Source organism: Algoriphagus sp. 4150, assembly GCF_031457395.1.
Taxonomy (GTDB): domain Bacteria; phylum Bacteroidota; class Bacteroidia; order Cytophagales; family Cyclobacteriaceae; genus Algoriphagus.
The window spans coordinates 482,561-501,105 of sequence record NZ_JAVDWS010000002.1; the positions used below are offsets into that span (position 1 = coordinate 482,561).

Sequence of the window (18,545 nt, forward strand, 5' to 3'; positions counted from 1 at the left end):
ACCCTTACATCCAAAAAGGTGAATTTACCTTTGCTGTTGAAATTTATTTCAAACCAATTTATATCAAAACGTACAAATTATGAGGCAAAATTTACTTAAAAGTTTATTTTCGGCATGTTTGCTTGTGATGATCACAAGTATAGCATTTTCGCAAGGTGTGACGACTTCAGCAATCAACGGAAGGGTGACCGATGCTTCTGGCGAAACACTTCCGGGTGCGAATGTTGTTGCAACCCATACGCCTTCTGGTACAAGGTATGGAGCTGTAACCAATCTTGAAGGGAGATTCACAGTCCCCAGTATGAGGGTAGGAGGCCCATATACTATAGTTGTTTCTTTCATTGGTTACAATAGTGAGACAATTGAGGGTGTAGTTTTGTCACTTGGCCAAACCTATAATTTGAATTTGGTTTTAAAAGATGATGCAACAGATCTCGGCGAAGTAATTGTCACTGCCGCTAGAGGAGAAATTATAGATGGGAACAGAACAGGTGCAGAAACTTCAATTTCAAATGGTCAAATTCAAGCCTTGCCTTCCATAAGCAGAGGTTTTAATGATTTTACCAGATTAACTCCTCAGGCTGATATCAAAGGTGATGCAATATCAATTGGCGGTATGAATAACCGCTACAATCAAATTACTATTGACGGTGCTGTTAGTAATGATGTTTTTGGTTTGGCTTCTTCCGGTTCGAATGGGGGACAAACGGGCACAAATCCTATATCTCTTGATGCCGTTGAAACTTTTGCCGTACAAATAGCGCCATTCGATGTTAAACTGGGTGGATTTGCAGGAGGAGGTGTTTCTGCCGTAACTAGATCTGGGACGAATGAATTTTCAGGATCAGTTTATCATTATTTTAGAAATGAAAACTTGGCCGGTTTAACTCCTACTGATAATCCGGAGCAGGAGAGAACTAAGTTTGACAATTTCATGGATAGACAGTCAGGTTTTAGAATTGGAGGCCCATTAATAAAAAATAAATTGTTCTTTTTCTTAAATGGTGAAATCACTAAAAATGTAACACCATTAGGATTTGAGCCTGGTACACCAAATTCAGAAATTACAGCTGATGAAGCTCAAAGAGTAGAGAATGTTCTAAGAAATCAATACGGATATGACCCGGGATCCTGGAGAGCTCAGGAGTCCACAAATGAATCAGAGAAAATATTTGTGAGATTTGATTGGAATATAAATGAAAAAAGTAATTTGACTTTAAGACATAGCTATACAAAAGGTAGTGCAGTACAGTTGTCAAGAGGTCAGAGAGCATTGACCTTCGCAAATGGCGGTATATTGAGAGAATCACCTACCAACTCCACCGTTTTGGAATATAGCTTAAGATTAAATGAAAGTGTTTCAAATAATCTTTTAATCGGTTACACATCTCTAAGAGAGCCAAGATCTGCTCCTGGAGCACCTTTTCCAAGAGGAACAATAAATCTTGGGACGCAGGGAACTATAAACTTTGGTACTGAAGCTTTCTCAACAGTAAATCAGTTAAATCAAGATATTCTTACTTTAACGGACAACGTCGAGATTTATAAAGGAAGACATACGTTCACTATTGGTACCCACAATGAGTACTACAATATTTTTAATGCATTTATTGGCGAGAATTTCGGTACGTATCAATTTGCAAACCTTGAAAATTTTGAACAGGGATTAGCTAGTAGATATTCATACCAATACTCTATTACAGACAATCCTCAAGAAGGGGCTGAATTCAGAGCTCTTCAATTGGGTTTATATGTACAAGACGAGTTTCAGATAAACGATAATTTTAAGTTAACCGGTGGTGTTCGTCTGGATGTTCCAATTTATTTGGATAATCCAAGAACCAATGCAGACTTTAATAATTCTTCTTTGGCCAGAGAATATAATGTCCAAAATGATAAGCTTCCTAAGCCTGCGTTTATGTTTTCTCCAAGAGTTGGATTTAATTATAATGTAGATGGCAAAGGAGAAACTCAGTTGAGAGGCGGAACCGGTATTTTTACAAGTAGATTCCCATTTGTATGGGTTAGTGGTGCATTTACACAAAGTGGAGTTTTGCTTAATATTAATCAGCAAGGTGCTAATAATGGGCCCGGTATTATTCCTTTCAATCCTGATCCGTCTGCTCAAATACCAAATCAAAGCGGACAAGGTCCAGGAGGTAGGATGACGGTTCTTGATAGGAACTTCAAGATTCCTCAAATTTGGAGAACCAACTTTGGAGTTGACCAGAAATTACCGGGTGGCATAGTGGCTACCATAGATTTGATGTATTCTAAAAACATCAATGCATTTAATTTTACCCAAATAAACCAAATTGAGTCTAATGGGAATCTTATTGGGTCAGGGGATAATAGACCGATTTGGCCTAATCCGAACGGAGACAAAAAAATTCTATCCAATTATGATGAAGTCATCTACATCAGCAATATAAATGAAGGAGACGCTTTCTCGGGTACAGTACAGTTAACTAAACCTTTCACGAGTGGATTGTTCTTGTCAGCGGCTTATACCTATACGAAATCAACGGATTTATTCCCTGGAACATCTTCTCAAAACCATAGTAACTGGAGGCCATTGCCAACTGTAAACGGTATTAATCAAGCCACTGTAGCGAATTCTCCTTTCAATACAGGTAGCAGAATTATAGCATCGGCTATTTACAAGAAAGAGTATCTAACAAATCTAGCTACTACAGTTTCAGTTTTCTACACCGGACAATCCGGATCTCAATTCTCTTATGTTTACAATGGAGACTTGAATAGAGAAGATGTTTCAGGTGGACAGAATAATGATTTGATTTACATACCAAACAATGCTCTGGATCCTAACGAGATTAGATTCCAAGAAGGATATATGAGAGGTAATGTTCCTGTATCAGCCGCACAACAAGCTCAAGAATTTGAGGATTTTATAGAATCCCAAAAGTATTTAAGAGAGAGAAGAGGTCAATATGCTGAGAGAAATGGCGCCCGTCATCCATTTACGCATCAATTTGATGTGAAAATAGTGCAAGATGTTTTCACGAACATCGGAGGCAAGAGAAACACCATACAGCTTTCAATTGACATATTTAACGTTGGGAATCTACTTAATAAAAAATGGGGTCGTCAGTATACTTGGGGTAATTCTTACTTTGATAATACTTTCCAAGCTTTAAGGTTGACCAATCAAGGAGCGCTTCAAACTGAGCAGCCTGTCTTCACTTTTGATCCAATTAGAGATGATGCACCTTGGACTATTTCAGATGCTGCTTTAGGTGGCTCAAGATGGGTAGGTCAAATCGGTATTAGATACATTTTTAACTAAGACATTTCTATAACTTATGAAAATCCCTCAAGCAATTGAGGGATTTTTTTTTGCTGTGCCGTGCATTGCAAGCAGCTAGGGGATGAAAGTCCACTGTGGGATTTGTAATCACCAGCCACGATCCAATAGCAAGGGTATCCACCGTGAGGTGCAGCCTGAAGCTTGGCTGACTCTTTGGGAAGAAAAGCTGTCCGAAAAACTTTGTCAGGGGATACTTTTCATAAATGCTGAGAGATCTCAAAAAGGGGCTTTTGACCAAGAATTCCCAATAAATGGAAAATATGACTGCGGAAGCATCTTCTGAGAGGACAAATCAAATAAGCTGTGAGAAGTCTACTGGAAATTCCACTCCCAGCACAACAAACATTCTTCAATTCATTTTATACGCTACCTTAGGAGAACAACCGCAAAAACATATAATTTTGGGCAAAAGGCAGATCTTTTTTATTCTTTGCCGTAATTAGTTCTGAATGCAGCTTTAATCCATTTAAACAGCCCTTTATCCCAACGTTGAGGACCCTAATTTTCATCTCTATTTTTTCATTGATTTCAGCTGTTGCGACACTGGCCGGTACTCCGGAAGAGGAGCTGAACAGTCATCTGGCGGAGTATGCCCAGTTTGCTTCTACAGACCCCGAAAAAGCCTGGTTTCATGCCAAAAGAATGCTTACCCTGAGCAAGGAATACGAATTGCCCGTCTATACTGCAAAAGCACACTATGCTATAGGGAATCTGTATTTCAAGCAGGGGAATTATGACTCCACTGTGGTCAATCTGAAAATAGCAATTCAATTGCTGGATAATGCCAATGTCGAAAATGGAAAACCTGTTGCTTTCAGCTTGATGGGCTTGGCGTATAAGTATAAAGGTGACCTGACGAACTCCATGCATTTCCTTCAGAAAAGCTTGGAATGGGCACAAAAACTTAAAGAAGAGAATCAGGAGGCCAATGCCTATCAAAATATTGCACTGATATATTTCCAACAAAAAAAATACCTTGAAGCTGCCAATAACCTGGATCTGGCAGTACAAATCTACCATAGACTGGATGACTATTCGGGCATAATATCCACAAGGTTCAATTTTGCAAATATTCTCAAGGAACAGGGTGAGTTTGAGAAGGCAAGAAATTTTTATGGGGAAGCTTTAACTTATTATACGCAAACTGAAAATCTGACAAAGCAAGCCCATATCGAAATGAATCTGGGGCAAATGCTGGTGGAAGAAGGAAAGTACAATGAGGCATTTAGCCTGTTGCTGGAGACCAGGGAGAAATTAACCACCCTGAATTACACTGCAGATCTGGCCATTGTACTCAACGATTTGGGACTATGTGCAAAGGCTATGGGAAGGAATGAAATCGCCTTGGAGTATTTTCGGCAAGCGCTCTCCAAAACCAGTGATGACCTTTACTTCAAAGCTGATCTTCTGCAAAATATTTCCAACCTGTATTTGAAAATGAAGGACTATGAATCTGCCTTGGCTTACTATAGGCAGAGCGTGGAAAGTAAAGAAGCCTATACTTCATTGGAAAAAGAAAAGCACCTTGCGGAGATCCAGGCACAGTATGAAGACCAATTGAAAGAAAGTAAGATTCTGTTATTAGAACAGGAGAAATCCTTGCAAGAAGCTGAAATTCAGAAATCGGCACTTTCCCTAAAAAGGCAGAGAGTCATTAGGGATTTTATGATTTCAGGCTTTATCCTAATAATAATCGGGCTTTTGGTACTCAGATATTTTTACAGACAAAAGATAGTTGCCCAGCAAAGGTTGGCAGAGCAACAAGAGGAGAATGCACGTAGAAAGACCTCTGAAATCATCAAAGACTTCAGGCTGAAAGCTATTGAACGCTACCAAGAAGGACAGCAAGAAGAAAGAAAAAGGATCGCAAGAGAGATTCATGATGGTATAGGCAGTGACCTAGCGGGAATAAAAATGGCAGTGGAACATCACCTCGGCCGAACGCCGGAAGATATGCGAACGCAGAGAATTTTGCTTGGTTTGCAAGATGCCTGCAAGGCAGTGAGGTCTATTTCCCATCAATTGCACCCTCCTCCGTTTGCCCAAACAGACTTCTGTGCCTATTTATCGGATTTTGTGGATGGGATAACTGAAAATGTGGAAATTGAAGTCGATAAAATTTTCTATCCCACGGAAGAAATAGACAAACTTCCCGATGAATTGCTTGCTGAGGTGTATAGAATAGTGCAGGAATTACTCAATAACAGCATCAAGCACGCTCAAGCTTCAGTGTTAGAACTCCAGCTTAGTCTACATGAAGCTTATCTGAATATAATGGTAAGTGATAATGGGATAGGCATGCCTCAAAAAGCCGCGCAAAAAGGCATCGGAATGAGAAATATAAGTGAAAGAGTAGAGATGCTGAAAGGCAAACTTGAAATAGACAGTTCGCCTGGAAATGGCGCATCAATTAGTATAGACCTACCACTGACTAGTTAACCACCTCTGAGATGAAAGAGTCTTATAATATCATTATTGCCGACGATCATGTGATGTTCTTGGATGGACTGCATAACATCCTCACCGAAATCCCACAAATCAACACGATCCACGTAGCTACAGACGGCTTGCAAGTGCTCCGGATATTATCCCATTTCGATAACATCGATCTGGTAATCAGCGACATCAATATGCCCAAAATGAATGGGCTGGAGCTCCTGTCAAAAGTAAAGGAAACCCGTCCGGAAATTAAATTCTTCTTGCTCAGCATGCTTGATGACATCAGAACAATCAACAATGCCATAAGAAAGCAGGCGGATGGTTACCTTCTGAAATTTGCCGATAAGGAAGAGCTGAAGGCGGGAATCGCTGAAGTATTGTTGGGGCAGCAATATTTTTCTCCTGCCGTGAAAACAAAGTACATGGAGGGCGTATTCAACAACAAAGCCAACCAAGAAGTGAAGTTGTCCAAAAGGGAAAAAGAAATCCTGAAACTGCTTGCTGATGAATTGACTTCTAACGAAGTGGCAGAGAAACTTTTTATTTCTATTAATACTGTGGAAACCCACAGGAAAAATATTCTGCTCAAAACAGGTTCAAAGACAACAATCGGAGCGGTTAAATTTGCCATAGAGAATGGCTATTTTGACTGAACTCCATTTGGTTTTTTTTCAAAAAGTCTCTAACCGGTTTCCGCAGAAAAGGGCACAGATTTCGGCAGGTTTCTTTTATTGGCCTAATCACTTTCCATACCCGTTTTTGCTTGCTTTCCGAAGGGTAGGAAGGCCAACTTCATAGTTGTTTTTTCAACCTATCACATAGCCTCACGGAATACCATGAGATTTACAATTCACGGGACTCGGTTAGGGCAGGGATTATAGTTTAAGATAATTTTGATCGTATAATCTTAATCAATAATCTATGGGACTTCAGGAAAAAAAAGCCGCTCAAACCATCAAAGACGAATATCTTGATGCGTATCAAAAAGAACTTAATGAGATTGTGGGTAAAGAATTGCCTATTGAGATCAATTGGGATTCGTTCAATCTCAATGCAATCAAATTTATTCCAAGTGTTTGTTTGCAGAGAACAGTAGATGCATTCAAAGGACTATGTGCTGACTCTTTCGGAAAAGAAGCTGTTCAGGAAAATATTAACTCTATCACGGTCGATAATATTCCGGAAGAAGGAGCGGACACTCAGAAGAGCTTGATTTTGGAAGGTGGTGTATTCAAGATAAAAGCTAGCTACGGAGGCCACTACAGCGGTTTCTTTACTGATGACACGATCAGGGAATATTTGGAAAATGCATTGTAAAAAAAAAGAGCACTCCCGAAAGTGCTCTTTTTTCTGTTTCAACTTTATAGTTTTGACCTACTCAATCAATACTTGCTTGTCGATAGTCAGCTGCTTTACCTTGAATACAAAGTTTGTGCTGTTGCGGTAGTTTACCCCTTTCATATAGCTTTCATCTATGTTTTGAATTTGTGCTTGCTTGAAAGCCAGTTTTTTGATGACTGATCTTTTCTCCAAATCCGTCACGGTTATTTCCCCATTTAGAATAGCAGGAGTTTGTGCTACCCAGGCAAGGAATTTATCATCAGCCAAACTGAAAAGACTTGCTGAAATAATCACTTCATTTTCAGATTTGATACTGTCAGGTGCAGCTGCTGAGGTAGTGAAATAGTAGTTGAAATGGTTGAGCTCATATTCCAGTTTGTTGCTGCCTTTTTCATCTTGTAGGCTCAACATAATTTTCATATTGATTTCTTGCTGCGCCCAGACAGACTGTGTTGCTAGTACTAGGACTAGACAGGCAATTATTTTCATAATTTTCATAGTAAAGATTCGATTATAGTCTGCAATTTATTTTGATTGATGTCCGGTTTGTTGGGGTTTTTGAATGGTATCTGAATCAATAGCTTGCCACCTTCCAATTTTATACTTTCGGACTCTTTGGCTATACCAATTTGAACTGTGCTGATGCTTTCTGAAAGTGCTTCTTTTCCCAATGGATCTTTGCATATTTCAAGAATGGCGTCAGTCAGAAGCTCTATGATAACTTTAAATTGGAACCTATTTAATGCGGTAAGTTCTTGCCCTTGATCTAGATTAAGTCGGATAGGTTTGTTGGCTTCTTGGGATAAAAGTTCAGACTTTTTCTGCACCAGTGCTTTCAATTCCAGATTACTTGGTGCCTGATTATTTTCCAGAAAGAATGCTAAGTTTCCATCAGATAGCGTCCATAGGTATTTGGAAGATTGGTGGATCCGTAGGTTTTGTATCCCCGCAGTACTGATGTATTGCAAGCTCACTTCAGAGTTCTCAATTTCGGCTAGAATGAGTAATCCCTCAGTTGCATTATACTTCAGCAAATTGCCATAGAAACTATTGCCAGTATGGTTGTAAATAGTCACAAGTGGCAACTCAGGACGTTCTTTGGGGCTTTCGCTTACACTTTCCATGAGTTTTTTGAAAACCGTGTCAAGAGATAAAACAGGTAAGTTTAATAAATCGCTGTATTCCATCATCTAAAGATTTGTATGTGCCTTACAAAGATGCTAAGTAACTAACACTCTCAGTTCACTGGATTCCGGTATATCCAAGATTCATGGTCAGTAGGTATATACGCTTGTCTTGTCTCGTTTAAATTTGACCTTTTCCGGCTAAATGGAAGAAGTAGATAAAATCTTTATAAAATCACATGACTTTTGGTTACACAATTCTGGCGATGGTCGCAGCTGTTTTGATGGCTACTTATGCTTGGCTGATGTACATTTTTATAGCCAGTGCCAATAGATTGACCTTGAAAAGCTGGCAGGAGCGGGTTGTTAATTCAGGTATATATTTAATACCAATCTCCGGAGCGCTTGCGGCGAGCTTGGCTTACCTGTTTCTCAAGCAAAATTACACCACTTCGGGCTATTGGATTGTACTGCTTCCTGCTGCATTAATGGCGTTTTACCTTCTATTTCTTTTCTGCTTGGAAAAATCACAATGACTTCCCAAAACTGAGTTCTATCACGGTATTCCGGTATATCCACAATTCACGGCCATCGGTTAAAAGTTAGCAGGATTGACTAGTTAGTTTTGTTCTTATCAAATACTTACAAGACCATGGAAGAGAAAAAAATCAATAAACTGGTAGCCAATATACTCAAGGCAAAGGGTTTGAGTGAAGAACAATTGGAGAAATTGGAAGAAGTTGGTATCTACAACAGGGAAGATTTCGAAATTGTCAGTGATGCAGCGACTTTGAGTGAGATTCTTTCCCTAGAAACCGAAGTCAGCAAAAAGATAATGGAATGGGCTCTTGGCAGATCACTCACTTTTCAATCCCCAAGCCAGTCCACTCCTACAATTCAGGAAAGTTCCGGACCGATCATCGTCGAGAGTTCAGACGTGGTGAAGTGTGTGCACTGTGGCACGCGTCAGCCAAAGGATTATAAAACCGGTGATTTGTGCCTTTCCTGTGGCAATCAAGCCGAACCTGTACTTAACTGCCACTGGTGCCTTTCTACCGGTCCCGGTAAGTTTTGTCGCTCGTGTGGATCTGAGTTTGTGACCTCATCGGATTATGAAATAGCCTTATTGCTCAAACGTGAAGGAGAATCCAAAAACAATATTGTCAGTATGATCAAATCACTCACTGCTCAGGAAAAAGAGAATATGTGGGCTAAAATAAGGAAATCAAGATAAAATGGCATTAGCAATTTATTGCGAGCAGTGTCAATGCAAACAGCCAAATGATTGGCAGGCAGGTGATGCCTGTATATCATGTGGTGGAGTGGTAAGAAAAGAAGTCCGCTGTACTTGGTGTGTAGAGTTGACTCCCCATGCTAAGTTTTGTAAACACTGTGGAAGCGAAGTCCACGATGATAGGTTTTTTGGACCGGCTAGAATTCTAAAAAGTCTGGGAGTAGATCAATTAGAGCTTCCCGCAAAACTCAGGGCTCTTGGAGAAGTCAAATTAATCCAATACCAGCAACAATTCAATCAGCATTATGCATTGATTGAAAAAACCATACAGGAACTAGAACAACTTGAGGATCTTCTACTGATAAAGGGTAGACCTAAATACAATAGAGTTGAGGAAGACCTACTTAAAATAATTCCATTCACTCAGGACCAGCTCGATAAATTTGCTGAATATGAGGGGAGATATTTGGATATTTCAACAGATAAGCTATTTCTCACAAAGGATCATCCTTCACGGTCAGGAGCTGAATTGGCTTTGGCTGCTGACTTGAGGAGAATTCCGCCATTTGGAAGGTATAGTCCGCAATTTTATGCGGGGATTATCATAGAATACGCTATCTGGAACAAAGCGCTTCATCCGCAGGAATTTGCTTTGGTGCTTTCGCATCCCAATTGCTTTATCCATAATTTCAGATGGGATCTGTTTTTGGATCCGGACAACTATTTTATAGAGCCCGGGAAAACCATTATTGAGATGATGGTGTCCTTATTGTTGCAGGCAATGGAAACGTCATACCTGCAACCGTATGCTGCGGTGGCATTGACAAATCTTTTAATCAATACAAAAAATACTGACTGGCCTGACTTTGAAAGATATGAGTACTTAACCAAAGAGGCTTCAGATCATCCCGATGTAGGATTGCAACTTTCAGTTGCATTGCTATATAACAACCTAGAAAAGATTTCTAAAATCGCCAAAATTGATTCTGATTATGGAGGGTATGCTTTTGAGTGGTTGTTGGATAGACATAGACCAGAACTGGAAACGGTAGGAAGTGACGGTATATTGAATGATGTTCAGCTAAAGGTAATAGAGAGGAAGCAGAAAATAGATATCTCAGAACATAACTATGACCTGCAGATTTGGGACTTTAACAAGGGCGAATTGACCAAGAAATGGAACAATAAGTTTTCAAAATCTGTCATTGCGGGCGTTCCAAAAGAAAAGATTCGTGAATGGGAGGCTCAAAGGGATATGGAGTTTGCACAAATGGAAAGCAAGAAACCTTTTGATGCAAATTATGAGTCGGATTATAAGGTTCTCTCTCCTTTGTTTGGCCGACGACTGACGGATTATGGAAAGTTTTCCAAAGATATAGCTAAGGATGAGAATGATGTCCCGTTATATATTCGCTTGTTATTGTTTGCCCTTCAGTATGGGTCTTTTACCCAGGATCAATTGGAAACCCTATTGGATTATGGCGCAAAACTGGGAAGAAATGAACTAACTGAGATCGTTTTATCCTATCCTCCGCAAAAAGAACTGAATTATTCGAGGCTGTATGCCGCAGCATTCAATGATTCATCCTATTTCTCAGATTATGTGGCTGGATTTGACAGGATGACTTCTTTGGGGGAATTTATTGAATCCGGACACTATCCTCCACCACAAACCATCATCAAATTCTTTAAATTTCTAGACATCCATATCTATCAGGCTGCAGCTAAAGATACCGGTAATCGCAATAAATTAATTGATTTCTTCACTATTCTACTCAAAGCAGAAAACGCATTATCCTATACTGCGGCTAACTATTGGCTTGGGAAAATTTTTGACAACAGCTATGGCACTATATCCGAATGGTTTGCGTATAGCGCTGTTGCAAATGGATTTTTTGGCACAAATACTTTTTATTATATCGAAGGGTCTGAAAAGCCTAAAAGTTTTGTGCTTGGAGACAGGTTGATTGAGGATTTCTTTGACAGCAGTTGGAGGAAATTTATCGATACTTACCAAGATTTTTCTTGTGGCATAAGCCTAATGGATTATGGACAGGTTGACTTGCTGATGAATTGGATAAAGAGCAATCCCTTGGCTCTGGCTGATCAGCTTTCCGAGAACTTGGACTGGGCTATCAAAATGATCACTTATCAGAAAGAAGCCTTCTTTTCTAATAGTCCCGTCATCATGGATATCCAAGATAGTGCTGGAAATTATCCTTTGATCGAAGCTTTGGGTCATGTAGAATGGGGAATGGGAGAAGTTGGACTGTACTCTCTGCGTCCAAGTATTTTTGAATACGATCAGCCTGAAAAATGTCTTATTCGATTTCATGATTGGCTCAGTTCCGAGAATGGCATAAATCTCTATAGCCCAAACTTTGAAAAATATGCCAAGCAATTTTTCAATTTCAGCCAAGCTAAAAGAATTCCAGCCTGTATGATCGGCTTTTGGATCAACTATGCTGCACCAAATAACCAGAATAAAGAAATAAGAGACTTTGTCAATGACAGGTTTGATGCACTGTTGGCAAGCCGTGGCGATAAGGAACTTCCAAAAGTTCTAAAGGATGGGCAGCTTTTTCAGCTTAGTGGACGCTATATCATCGAAGAAGTCATGCAGGGTATGGAAAATACCATCTCCCATGCGGTAGTGAATTTCAGATATGGTCTTGAAATAAAGACTAACAGGTTTTTGATCCATGCTTTGTATGATTACCTACTTGAGTACAATGACAAGGCGAAATTGGAACCTAGGCAATTGGAATTGTTTGTCAATGTGTTGATCCAAATGGTAAGGCATACAGCTAACAAGCCCCAAACACTGGATAACTGGACGACCTATGTACTGAAGGTTTTAGTCTCTCTTGGTGAATACATCGAGGATAAAAACAGCCTATTGAATGCCTTGTTGGAATTTCAGGGAAGCCACCACAGCATACAGGAATTGCTGTATGACAGCTCCAAGAAAACAATGACGCAATATTTGGAAAACGATCCCAAAAAGGCCTGCACGGTCTTCTATAATTATGTGGAAACAGTTTTTTTGGGAAACAAAAAGCCTTTGTATTGGGCGATTGAATTAATGGAGGAAAGAAAATCCCTGCTCTTCGATGCCATATCCCTCAATCAGCAAAATGCCCCAGTGTTTGCTGAAAAGATTATCAGACTACTCTCACTTCCTACAGATCTCTTTGAAGATAATAGTATTCTGATTGGTAAAATGCGCAAGAAGCTTGAATTACACCTACTTGATTTACTAGACTGTTTACCGCATGAAAGTATAAGTGAATCCTTTGTTGACCAATTGAACGCTAGTATGGAAGACGGTGTCTTCAATGGATCAATAGGTGAAAAAATCAATGACTGGATAGAGAAATCAGGACAAAGCGACTATTTGGAAGTAGAGACAGTTGAAAAAGCCACAGAATCTGTATGGAATTCTGATGATGAGGCTGATTCTACAGGAGAAGATATTGAAGAAATGCATTTTGATGTGCAGCAAATCAGTTCTTTCATGGTATCCTTTACCGCTACTTCCGAAAGTTTAAATTCTCTGATCAACCATTTGCCTTATTACAAAAAAGACAAGTCCAACAATCCTATTTTCCTATCGGTCCTGATCATGAAGCAAGCCGAGATAATGGCATTTATTGCCAATGACATGGCTTTAGGGCTGAAACTGTATCAGAAATTATATGAAATGCTCTTGGATCCGGTTTGCGCACCTGATGGTCCGTATTCGACTTATGGCCAACTGGGAGCTATCATCTTCCAGCAATACCTACAAGGTTCAATCTTTTCATTCCAATATGAAATGGCAATACAGGCGATGTTGGAAGGAGGGAATTACTCCCCAGCACATTCAGAGTTGCTCGGGGGAATAGTGGAACAGCTTCGCCAAAACCAAACTTCCAACACATGAGATGCCCATGTGAAAGGTTTCTCACACAGAGGAATGATTATTTAGGGCATTCCCTGTCCGACGACAGGCGGGCATATGGCCTTTAAAAATCAAAATATAATCATATGAATCAAGAAACGCTAGAAAAGCAATTGCAGCAAGGGCTCAATCTTTCAGCACTGATGCTCAACGCACTCGGTGGGCAAAGTGACCTTTCATTGTCGGGGTTTGAAAATCCTGATCGGGCGGTTTTCAATCATTTGATGCGGTTTCTGAACAGCAAGGGGATCTTTCATGAACAAAGCGCCATAAGAATCCTCCAGGGACTCTTGAATGATAATGGTCCAAACAACTTGTTCATGGATCAACTTCGCATTTTTAATACTTTTTCCGAAGCTGATTTTCCGGTTTATATCGAAGGGATTGAGGACTCGTTTACCGGCAAAAGTGCACAGATCGTCTGGATCAATAGGGTAAGGCTGAGAAAAGTTGGCATCAGAGGTTATGACATCAGTTTATATGTGCTGCTCAGCAGGCTCTCTTTTGCATGCGGATTGATTTCTGAAAAGGAGCTGATCAGGAGAGTGCTTCACATCCTTCCCACTGCAGCATCTCTATTTTCGGATTGGCAGGAATATAATGACAACGTCCTTTTGGGCAACCATTATACAACTCCTACTATGCAACTGGATTCAATGGAAATATTGCCTTCCAACAATCTTTATGCTGCTTGGCACAGAATGATGCAACAGGATGGAACACTAGTGCATCCATTTAAATTTTGAAAATTAAAAGCATAACCATGTTCAATAACTATATCGCCTTGGCTTATAAAGCTTTTGAAAAATCAGATTTTGGAGCAATGAGGCAGGCTTTGGAAGATGCGGAAAACCATATCCAAGAGCAAGATGCAAGCCGTGAGATCCTTTTGTCCCGCGCATGGCTGAAGTGGATCGGAAAGCAATGCAAAGGTCAAGAACTTTTGGATAGTGCCGGGATTCAGATCGATAGATTATTGGCACATGATGCCTTAGAGGGTGATGATTTTCTTTTTTTGATAAGCGAAGCTTGTGAAGTGTCCCTTGAGCTGATCGATCAGGGTTTGCAACACACTCCTGATCATTTTGGACTGACAAAATCCCTTGGGGATTATTATTTGCAAAATCAAGATTATACCAATGCCATAAGCTATTATCAAAAAGCACTTCTCAGCATCCCTGATGATACGTTGACAATTTTAAAATTGCAAAAATGCAGGTATTACCGCATTCAGGAGCTTGAGAATCTGTTCTCAGAGGAAGAGAGTAAAGCAGTATTTTTTGAATTGCTGCCCCTGTACAAGCAAACTCACCAACCGGATAAGATTTCGAAATTAATCACCGATATGGAAGGTCATGCTTGGTTATCCGACTATGAAGTATCGGATTTTTGGGCGATTTGTAATCTGCAGCAAAATCGGAGGGACAAGGCCGTGAAGATATGGGAGATTCAGACGAAGCAAAAATCCATCAACCAAGAAAGCGCATTGATTCTTGCCAAAATGTATATTCATTCAGGTAATCCAAAAAAAGCTTTGGATTTACTCAGTTTATTTGAATGGGAATTTGGGCAGGCCCATGTAAAGCCAATGGATAAAGTTATTCCTTTGGATCCTCAGACTGTAGGGCAGCAAGCTTTTACTTTGAATGCGGGGATATTGAGGGCTTCAGCATTTGTGAAAATAAAGAGTGTAGAGAAGGCCAATGCCATCCTTGAGGACTTGCTGAAAACTTTCCCGAAAGAACCTAGACTATGGTTGTTGAAAGCTGAAATCCAGAGTGAAGCACAAAACCATGAAGCTGTTTTCCACTGTTTTTCACAAAGTAAACTAAATGGAGGAAACCCTCTTCAGCTCGAAGAAACTAAAGCCTTACATTTTTTTAGAATACATGATTTCCAAAAAGCAGTTGGGGTTTTGGAAAACATCAGAAAGTCCAGCCAGCCCAGTGCCCAAGGTAATTACATATTAGGCTTAGCGTATGAACAGCTTGGGGAAAAAGAAAAGGCAGCAATGACTTTGAATAACTGTGTCAGACAGTTTGTCACAACAGAAGATCGCCTGCAAGCATTACATTCCCTGCTTTTGATTTATTTGGATATGAAATCTCTTGATGATGCCATCAGGATTCTTCGGGCAATGATAGCGTATTTCGAGGAAGGATCAGAAAATCATAGAAAATTCTCCCTGATGCTCGCAGAAACTTACTATCATAACAAGGAGGCGACCAATGCTTCTAAACTATTGGTTTCACTTCACAAGAAAGAGCCCTTGAACCGCCCATATTTGAGTTATCTTGAAATGTTGTTTGCGCATGATTTTGGGAAAGGGTTTGATATAGAAATGGATCCTGTGAGTGAGAACTCACTGGTTGTAGATCCTAAAGATTCCTATAAGCACTTTCACAATGGTATGGTGTATTCCTTGTTGAAAGACAATTTGGGAGCTTCCAAAAACTATGAACTGGCTGCTGATGGAGGATTACTTGCTGAGTCTTACTATAAAGAAGCACTTCACAAGGCCTATCTTGAATCCTCTTTTGATGATTGCATCAGGATCTATAAAAAACTGAAAACAGTCAATCCTGCAATGTTTGAAGACCATTATGATGCGATTTATGCCTATGCCATTTTTATGACAGAGCAAAATGAACAAGTCATTCGGGAGTATGATCGTTTACTTTACACCTACCCAAAATTGTTTTCGGGAAAGGATCTTGTCAAAATTTGGTCAAATACCTTGGGAATAGCCTACTTCAAACTCGGACAATTTGAAAAGGCAAAAAGATATATTGGGATGAATTTAAGCAGGATGGAGTCATTGGAAGAGGACTCAATGATCATGTTGAAGGATATAGCAGCCACAGCATCTGAAGACAAAAAAACCGAATATTACTTGTCGTTGGACATTCTCCAAACTTGGGATTATAGGATGACAGATCAGGAAAAGTCGGATTATAATCGGCTCAAAGCAGAACTTCAGGCTTCTTTGTTTTATGCATCTTGACGGGAGATGTTAACTATTTTGACCTTCCTAATTCATTTTTGAATTGCCCTAAAATAACATTGGCGGTAACATTATGGATAATCATATGATTAAGTCAATAATTACCCCTAACTACGATAGCATCCCTTTTTTTTTCCATTGGTAGTGGGGATTTGCCACCAGTAAGTTTTATTGATTTTTACTGCTTTGAGAAAGCTATTTTTGTTAGCAGACAACCTTATGCTAAGCCTGCAGGTTAACCATATATGTTGTACCACAAAGTATTTTCTCATTCAGTAAGCAAAGAATGGGTCGTGTTTATACATGGAGCTGGAGGATCGTCTGCGGTATGGTTTAAGCAGCTTAAGGATTTTAGTGAAAAGTATAATCTTTTGCTGATTGATCTTCGTGGACATGGCAAGTCTGCTGATCTTCCCCAGGCAATTTACAATGAGGAATATACTTTTGAAGGGGTCACTTTGGATGTAATCAAAGTTCTTGATCATCTAAAGATTCCGCCCGCCCATTTTATGGGAGTGTCGCTGGGGACGATCATCGTCCGTCAGCTGGCAGAGCTTGAACGTTGGCGCGTTAAATCACTAGTGATGGCAGGAGCTGTCACAAGATTAACCCCACAGTCAAGAGTATTGGTGTTTTTGGGTAGTACATTTAAGCGGGTAATACCCTATATGTGGCTTTACAGATTATTTGCCTTTGTGATCTTGCCGAGAAAGCAGCATGCAGAGTCAAGAAATTTGTTTGTTCACGAAGCCCAAAAACTCTGTCAAAAGGAATTTATTCGCTGGTTTCAGTTGACAAAGCATATAAATCCGCTTCTTCGATATTTCAAGGAGTCCGATCTGGGGATTCCTACCTTATATGTGATGGGAGATCAGGATGTGATGTTCTTGGAACCGGTAAAAAAAATAATTAAAACACATAAAAATTCAGTTTTGAATATTTTGAAGAAATGCGGCCACGTAGTGAATGTGGAAAAACCTCAGGAGTTCAACCGACTATCGCTTGCATTTATCCAAAACCAAACCTAAAAAGCCTATTACCTTTCTACATGAAAAAGCAAACTAAGACCATATTAATCATTGCCGTAATCCTGATTGCAGCCTTTGCGTACTTCTACCCTAGATTGGATAGTCGCAAAAGCAATGATACAGGGGTTGCCTCTGTGGGTGCAGGACCGGATGTCAATGCCAAATTACCCGTAAGAGTAGTGAAGCTTGAGCGGGAGACACTTAGGAATCAGCTTTCAGTGACAGGTACTATTCTGCCCAACGAATCTGTGGACCTTAGATCGGAAATTTCCGGGTTGATCACTAAGGTCGCTTTTAAAGAGGGACAATATGTAAGTAAAGGAACTCCGCTGCTCTACCTGAACGACGATGAGTTACAAGCACAATATCAGAGATTGGAATATACTCAGAAGCTTTTTGAAAGTCAGGAAAATAGACAAAAGCAGCTGTTGGCCCGCGAGGCAATAAGCCAAGAAGAATACGATATCGTGCTAAATCAGTTCAATACTACGCTTTCTGATTTGAAATTGGTAGAAGCTCAGCTTTCTAAAACGGTCATTAGGGCTCCTTTCAATGGGATTTTGGGGTTGAGGCAAGTCAGTGAAGGGTCTGTGATTGCCACAAGTGATATCATTGCAAACTTTGTGAATATAGACCCAATTAAGATAGAGTTTTCCATTCCTGAGCGTTATGCCAATCAAGTGACGGTGGGTTCGTCTATTTATTTTTCCAATGAATCCTCGCCTAATGAAGTCGTGGGTAAAGTTTTTGCTTTTGAACCTCAGATAGATGCGGCAACCCGTACCCTTAGACTGAGAGCGGAGAGCCCAAATAAGGATAGGAAATTTTTGCCCGGTATGTTTGTTAGAATTCGATTTGTGTTGGGGGAAACTGAGGATGCTTTGATGGTTCCTTCTGAATCTGTCATCCCTGAACTACAAGGGTATAAAGTTTTCGTAGTTGGTGCCGATAGTAAAGCCGAAGAGCGGGCAGTGGAGATCGGCACCCGGACAGATACACATGTTCAGATCATAAGTGGTTTGAATGTGGGAGATCTGGTACTCACCACCGGTGTATTGCAAGCAAGAACGGGAACGCCTGTTGAATTCACTCAAATCAACTAAC

14 protein-coding genes are annotated in these 18,545 nt (G+C 40.1%); 12 read left to right on the top strand and 2 right to left on the bottom strand.

The window, feature by feature from the left end; genetic code table 11:
* Positions 1 to 79: 79 nt before the first annotated feature.
* The 5 genes from J2X69_RS05450 (at position 80) to J2X69_RS05470 (ending at position 7,084) form a co-directional block, all read left to right on the top strand.
* Positions 80 to 3,307, top strand: coding sequence for a TonB-dependent receptor (locus tag J2X69_RS05450; protein ID WP_310099650.1), 3,228 nt, complete (start codon positions 80 to 82; stop codon positions 3,305 to 3,307).
* A gap of 82 nt (positions 3,308 to 3,389) precedes the next feature.
* Positions 3,390 to 3,611, top strand: coding sequence for a hypothetical protein (locus J2X69_RS05455; RefSeq protein ID WP_310099652.1), 222 nt, complete (start codon positions 3,390 to 3,392; stop codon positions 3,609 to 3,611).
* 239 nt (positions 3,612 to 3,850) lie between these two features.
* Positions 3,851 to 5,767 (top strand): tetratricopeptide repeat protein, encoded by a 1,917-nt coding sequence (locus J2X69_RS05460; protein ID WP_310099655.1) that lies wholly within the window; start codon positions 3,851 to 3,853, stop codon positions 5,765 to 5,767.
* Positions 5,768 to 5,778: 11 nt separating this feature from the next.
* A complete protein-coding gene (locus J2X69_RS05465) occupies positions 5,779 to 6,420 on the top strand; it encodes a response regulator transcription factor (RefSeq protein WP_310099658.1) in 642 nt (213 codons plus the stop codon).
* 268 nt (positions 6,421 to 6,688) lie between these two features.
* Entirely contained in the window at positions 6,689 to 7,084 is a 396-nt protein-coding gene (locus J2X69_RS05470) for a hypothetical protein (protein ID WP_310099661.1), read from the top strand.
* A gap of 57 nt (positions 7,085 to 7,141) precedes the next feature.
* Here the strand turns inward: J2X69_RS05470 and tssD are convergent, their stop codons facing one another.
* Positions 7,142 to 7,597, bottom strand: a complete 456-nt coding sequence (gene tssD / locus J2X69_RS05475; protein ID WP_310099665.1) for a type VI secretion system tube protein TssD — start codon at positions 7,595 to 7,597, stop codon at positions 7,142 to 7,144.
* Positions 7,598 to 7,602: 5 nt separating this feature from the next.
* The gene (locus J2X69_RS05480; RefSeq protein WP_310099668.1) at positions 7,603 to 8,232 is read right to left on the bottom strand and encodes a hypothetical protein; all 630 of its coding nucleotides are present in this window, start codon (positions 8,230 to 8,232) and stop codon (positions 7,603 to 7,605) included.
* Positions 8,233 to 8,471: 239 nt separating this feature from the next.
* Between J2X69_RS05480 and J2X69_RS05485 the strand changes: the two genes are divergently transcribed.
* From J2X69_RS05485 to J2X69_RS05515, 7 genes are all read left to right on the top strand, one after another.
* Positions 8,472 to 8,768, top strand: a complete 297-nt coding sequence (locus tag J2X69_RS05485; RefSeq protein ID WP_310099671.1) for a hypothetical protein — start codon at positions 8,472 to 8,474, stop codon at positions 8,766 to 8,768.
* Positions 8,769 to 8,884: 116 nt separating this feature from the next.
* Positions 8,885 to 9,466 (top strand): hypothetical protein, encoded by a 582-nt coding sequence (locus J2X69_RS05490; protein WP_310099673.1) that lies wholly within the window; start codon positions 8,885 to 8,887, stop codon positions 9,464 to 9,466.
* Position 9,467: 1 nt separating this feature from the next.
* Positions 9,468 to 13,391, top strand: coding sequence for a hypothetical protein (locus J2X69_RS05495; RefSeq protein WP_310099676.1), 3,924 nt, complete (start codon positions 9,468 to 9,470; stop codon positions 13,389 to 13,391).
* 104 nt (positions 13,392 to 13,495) lie between these two features.
* Positions 13,496 to 14,155: a DUF1266 domain-containing protein gene (locus tag J2X69_RS05500; RefSeq protein ID WP_310099679.1), complete on the top strand. Its 660-nt coding sequence runs from the start codon at positions 13,496 to 13,498 to the stop codon at positions 14,153 to 14,155.
* 17 nt (positions 14,156 to 14,172) lie between these two features.
* A complete protein-coding gene (locus J2X69_RS05505; RefSeq protein ID WP_310099681.1) occupies positions 14,173 to 16,413 on the top strand; it encodes a tetratricopeptide repeat protein in 2,241 nt (746 codons plus the stop codon).
* A gap of 245 nt (positions 16,414 to 16,658) precedes the next feature.
* Complete coding sequence (locus tag J2X69_RS05510) at positions 16,659 to 17,441, top strand: alpha/beta hydrolase (protein WP_310099684.1); 783 nt, start codon at positions 16,659 to 16,661, stop codon at positions 17,439 to 17,441.
* 20 nt (positions 17,442 to 17,461) lie between these two features.
* Positions 17,462 to 18,544, top strand: coding sequence for an efflux RND transporter periplasmic adaptor subunit (locus J2X69_RS05515; protein ID WP_310099687.1), 1,083 nt, complete (start codon positions 17,462 to 17,464; stop codon positions 18,542 to 18,544).
* The last annotated feature ends 1 nt before the right edge of the window (position 18,545 follow it).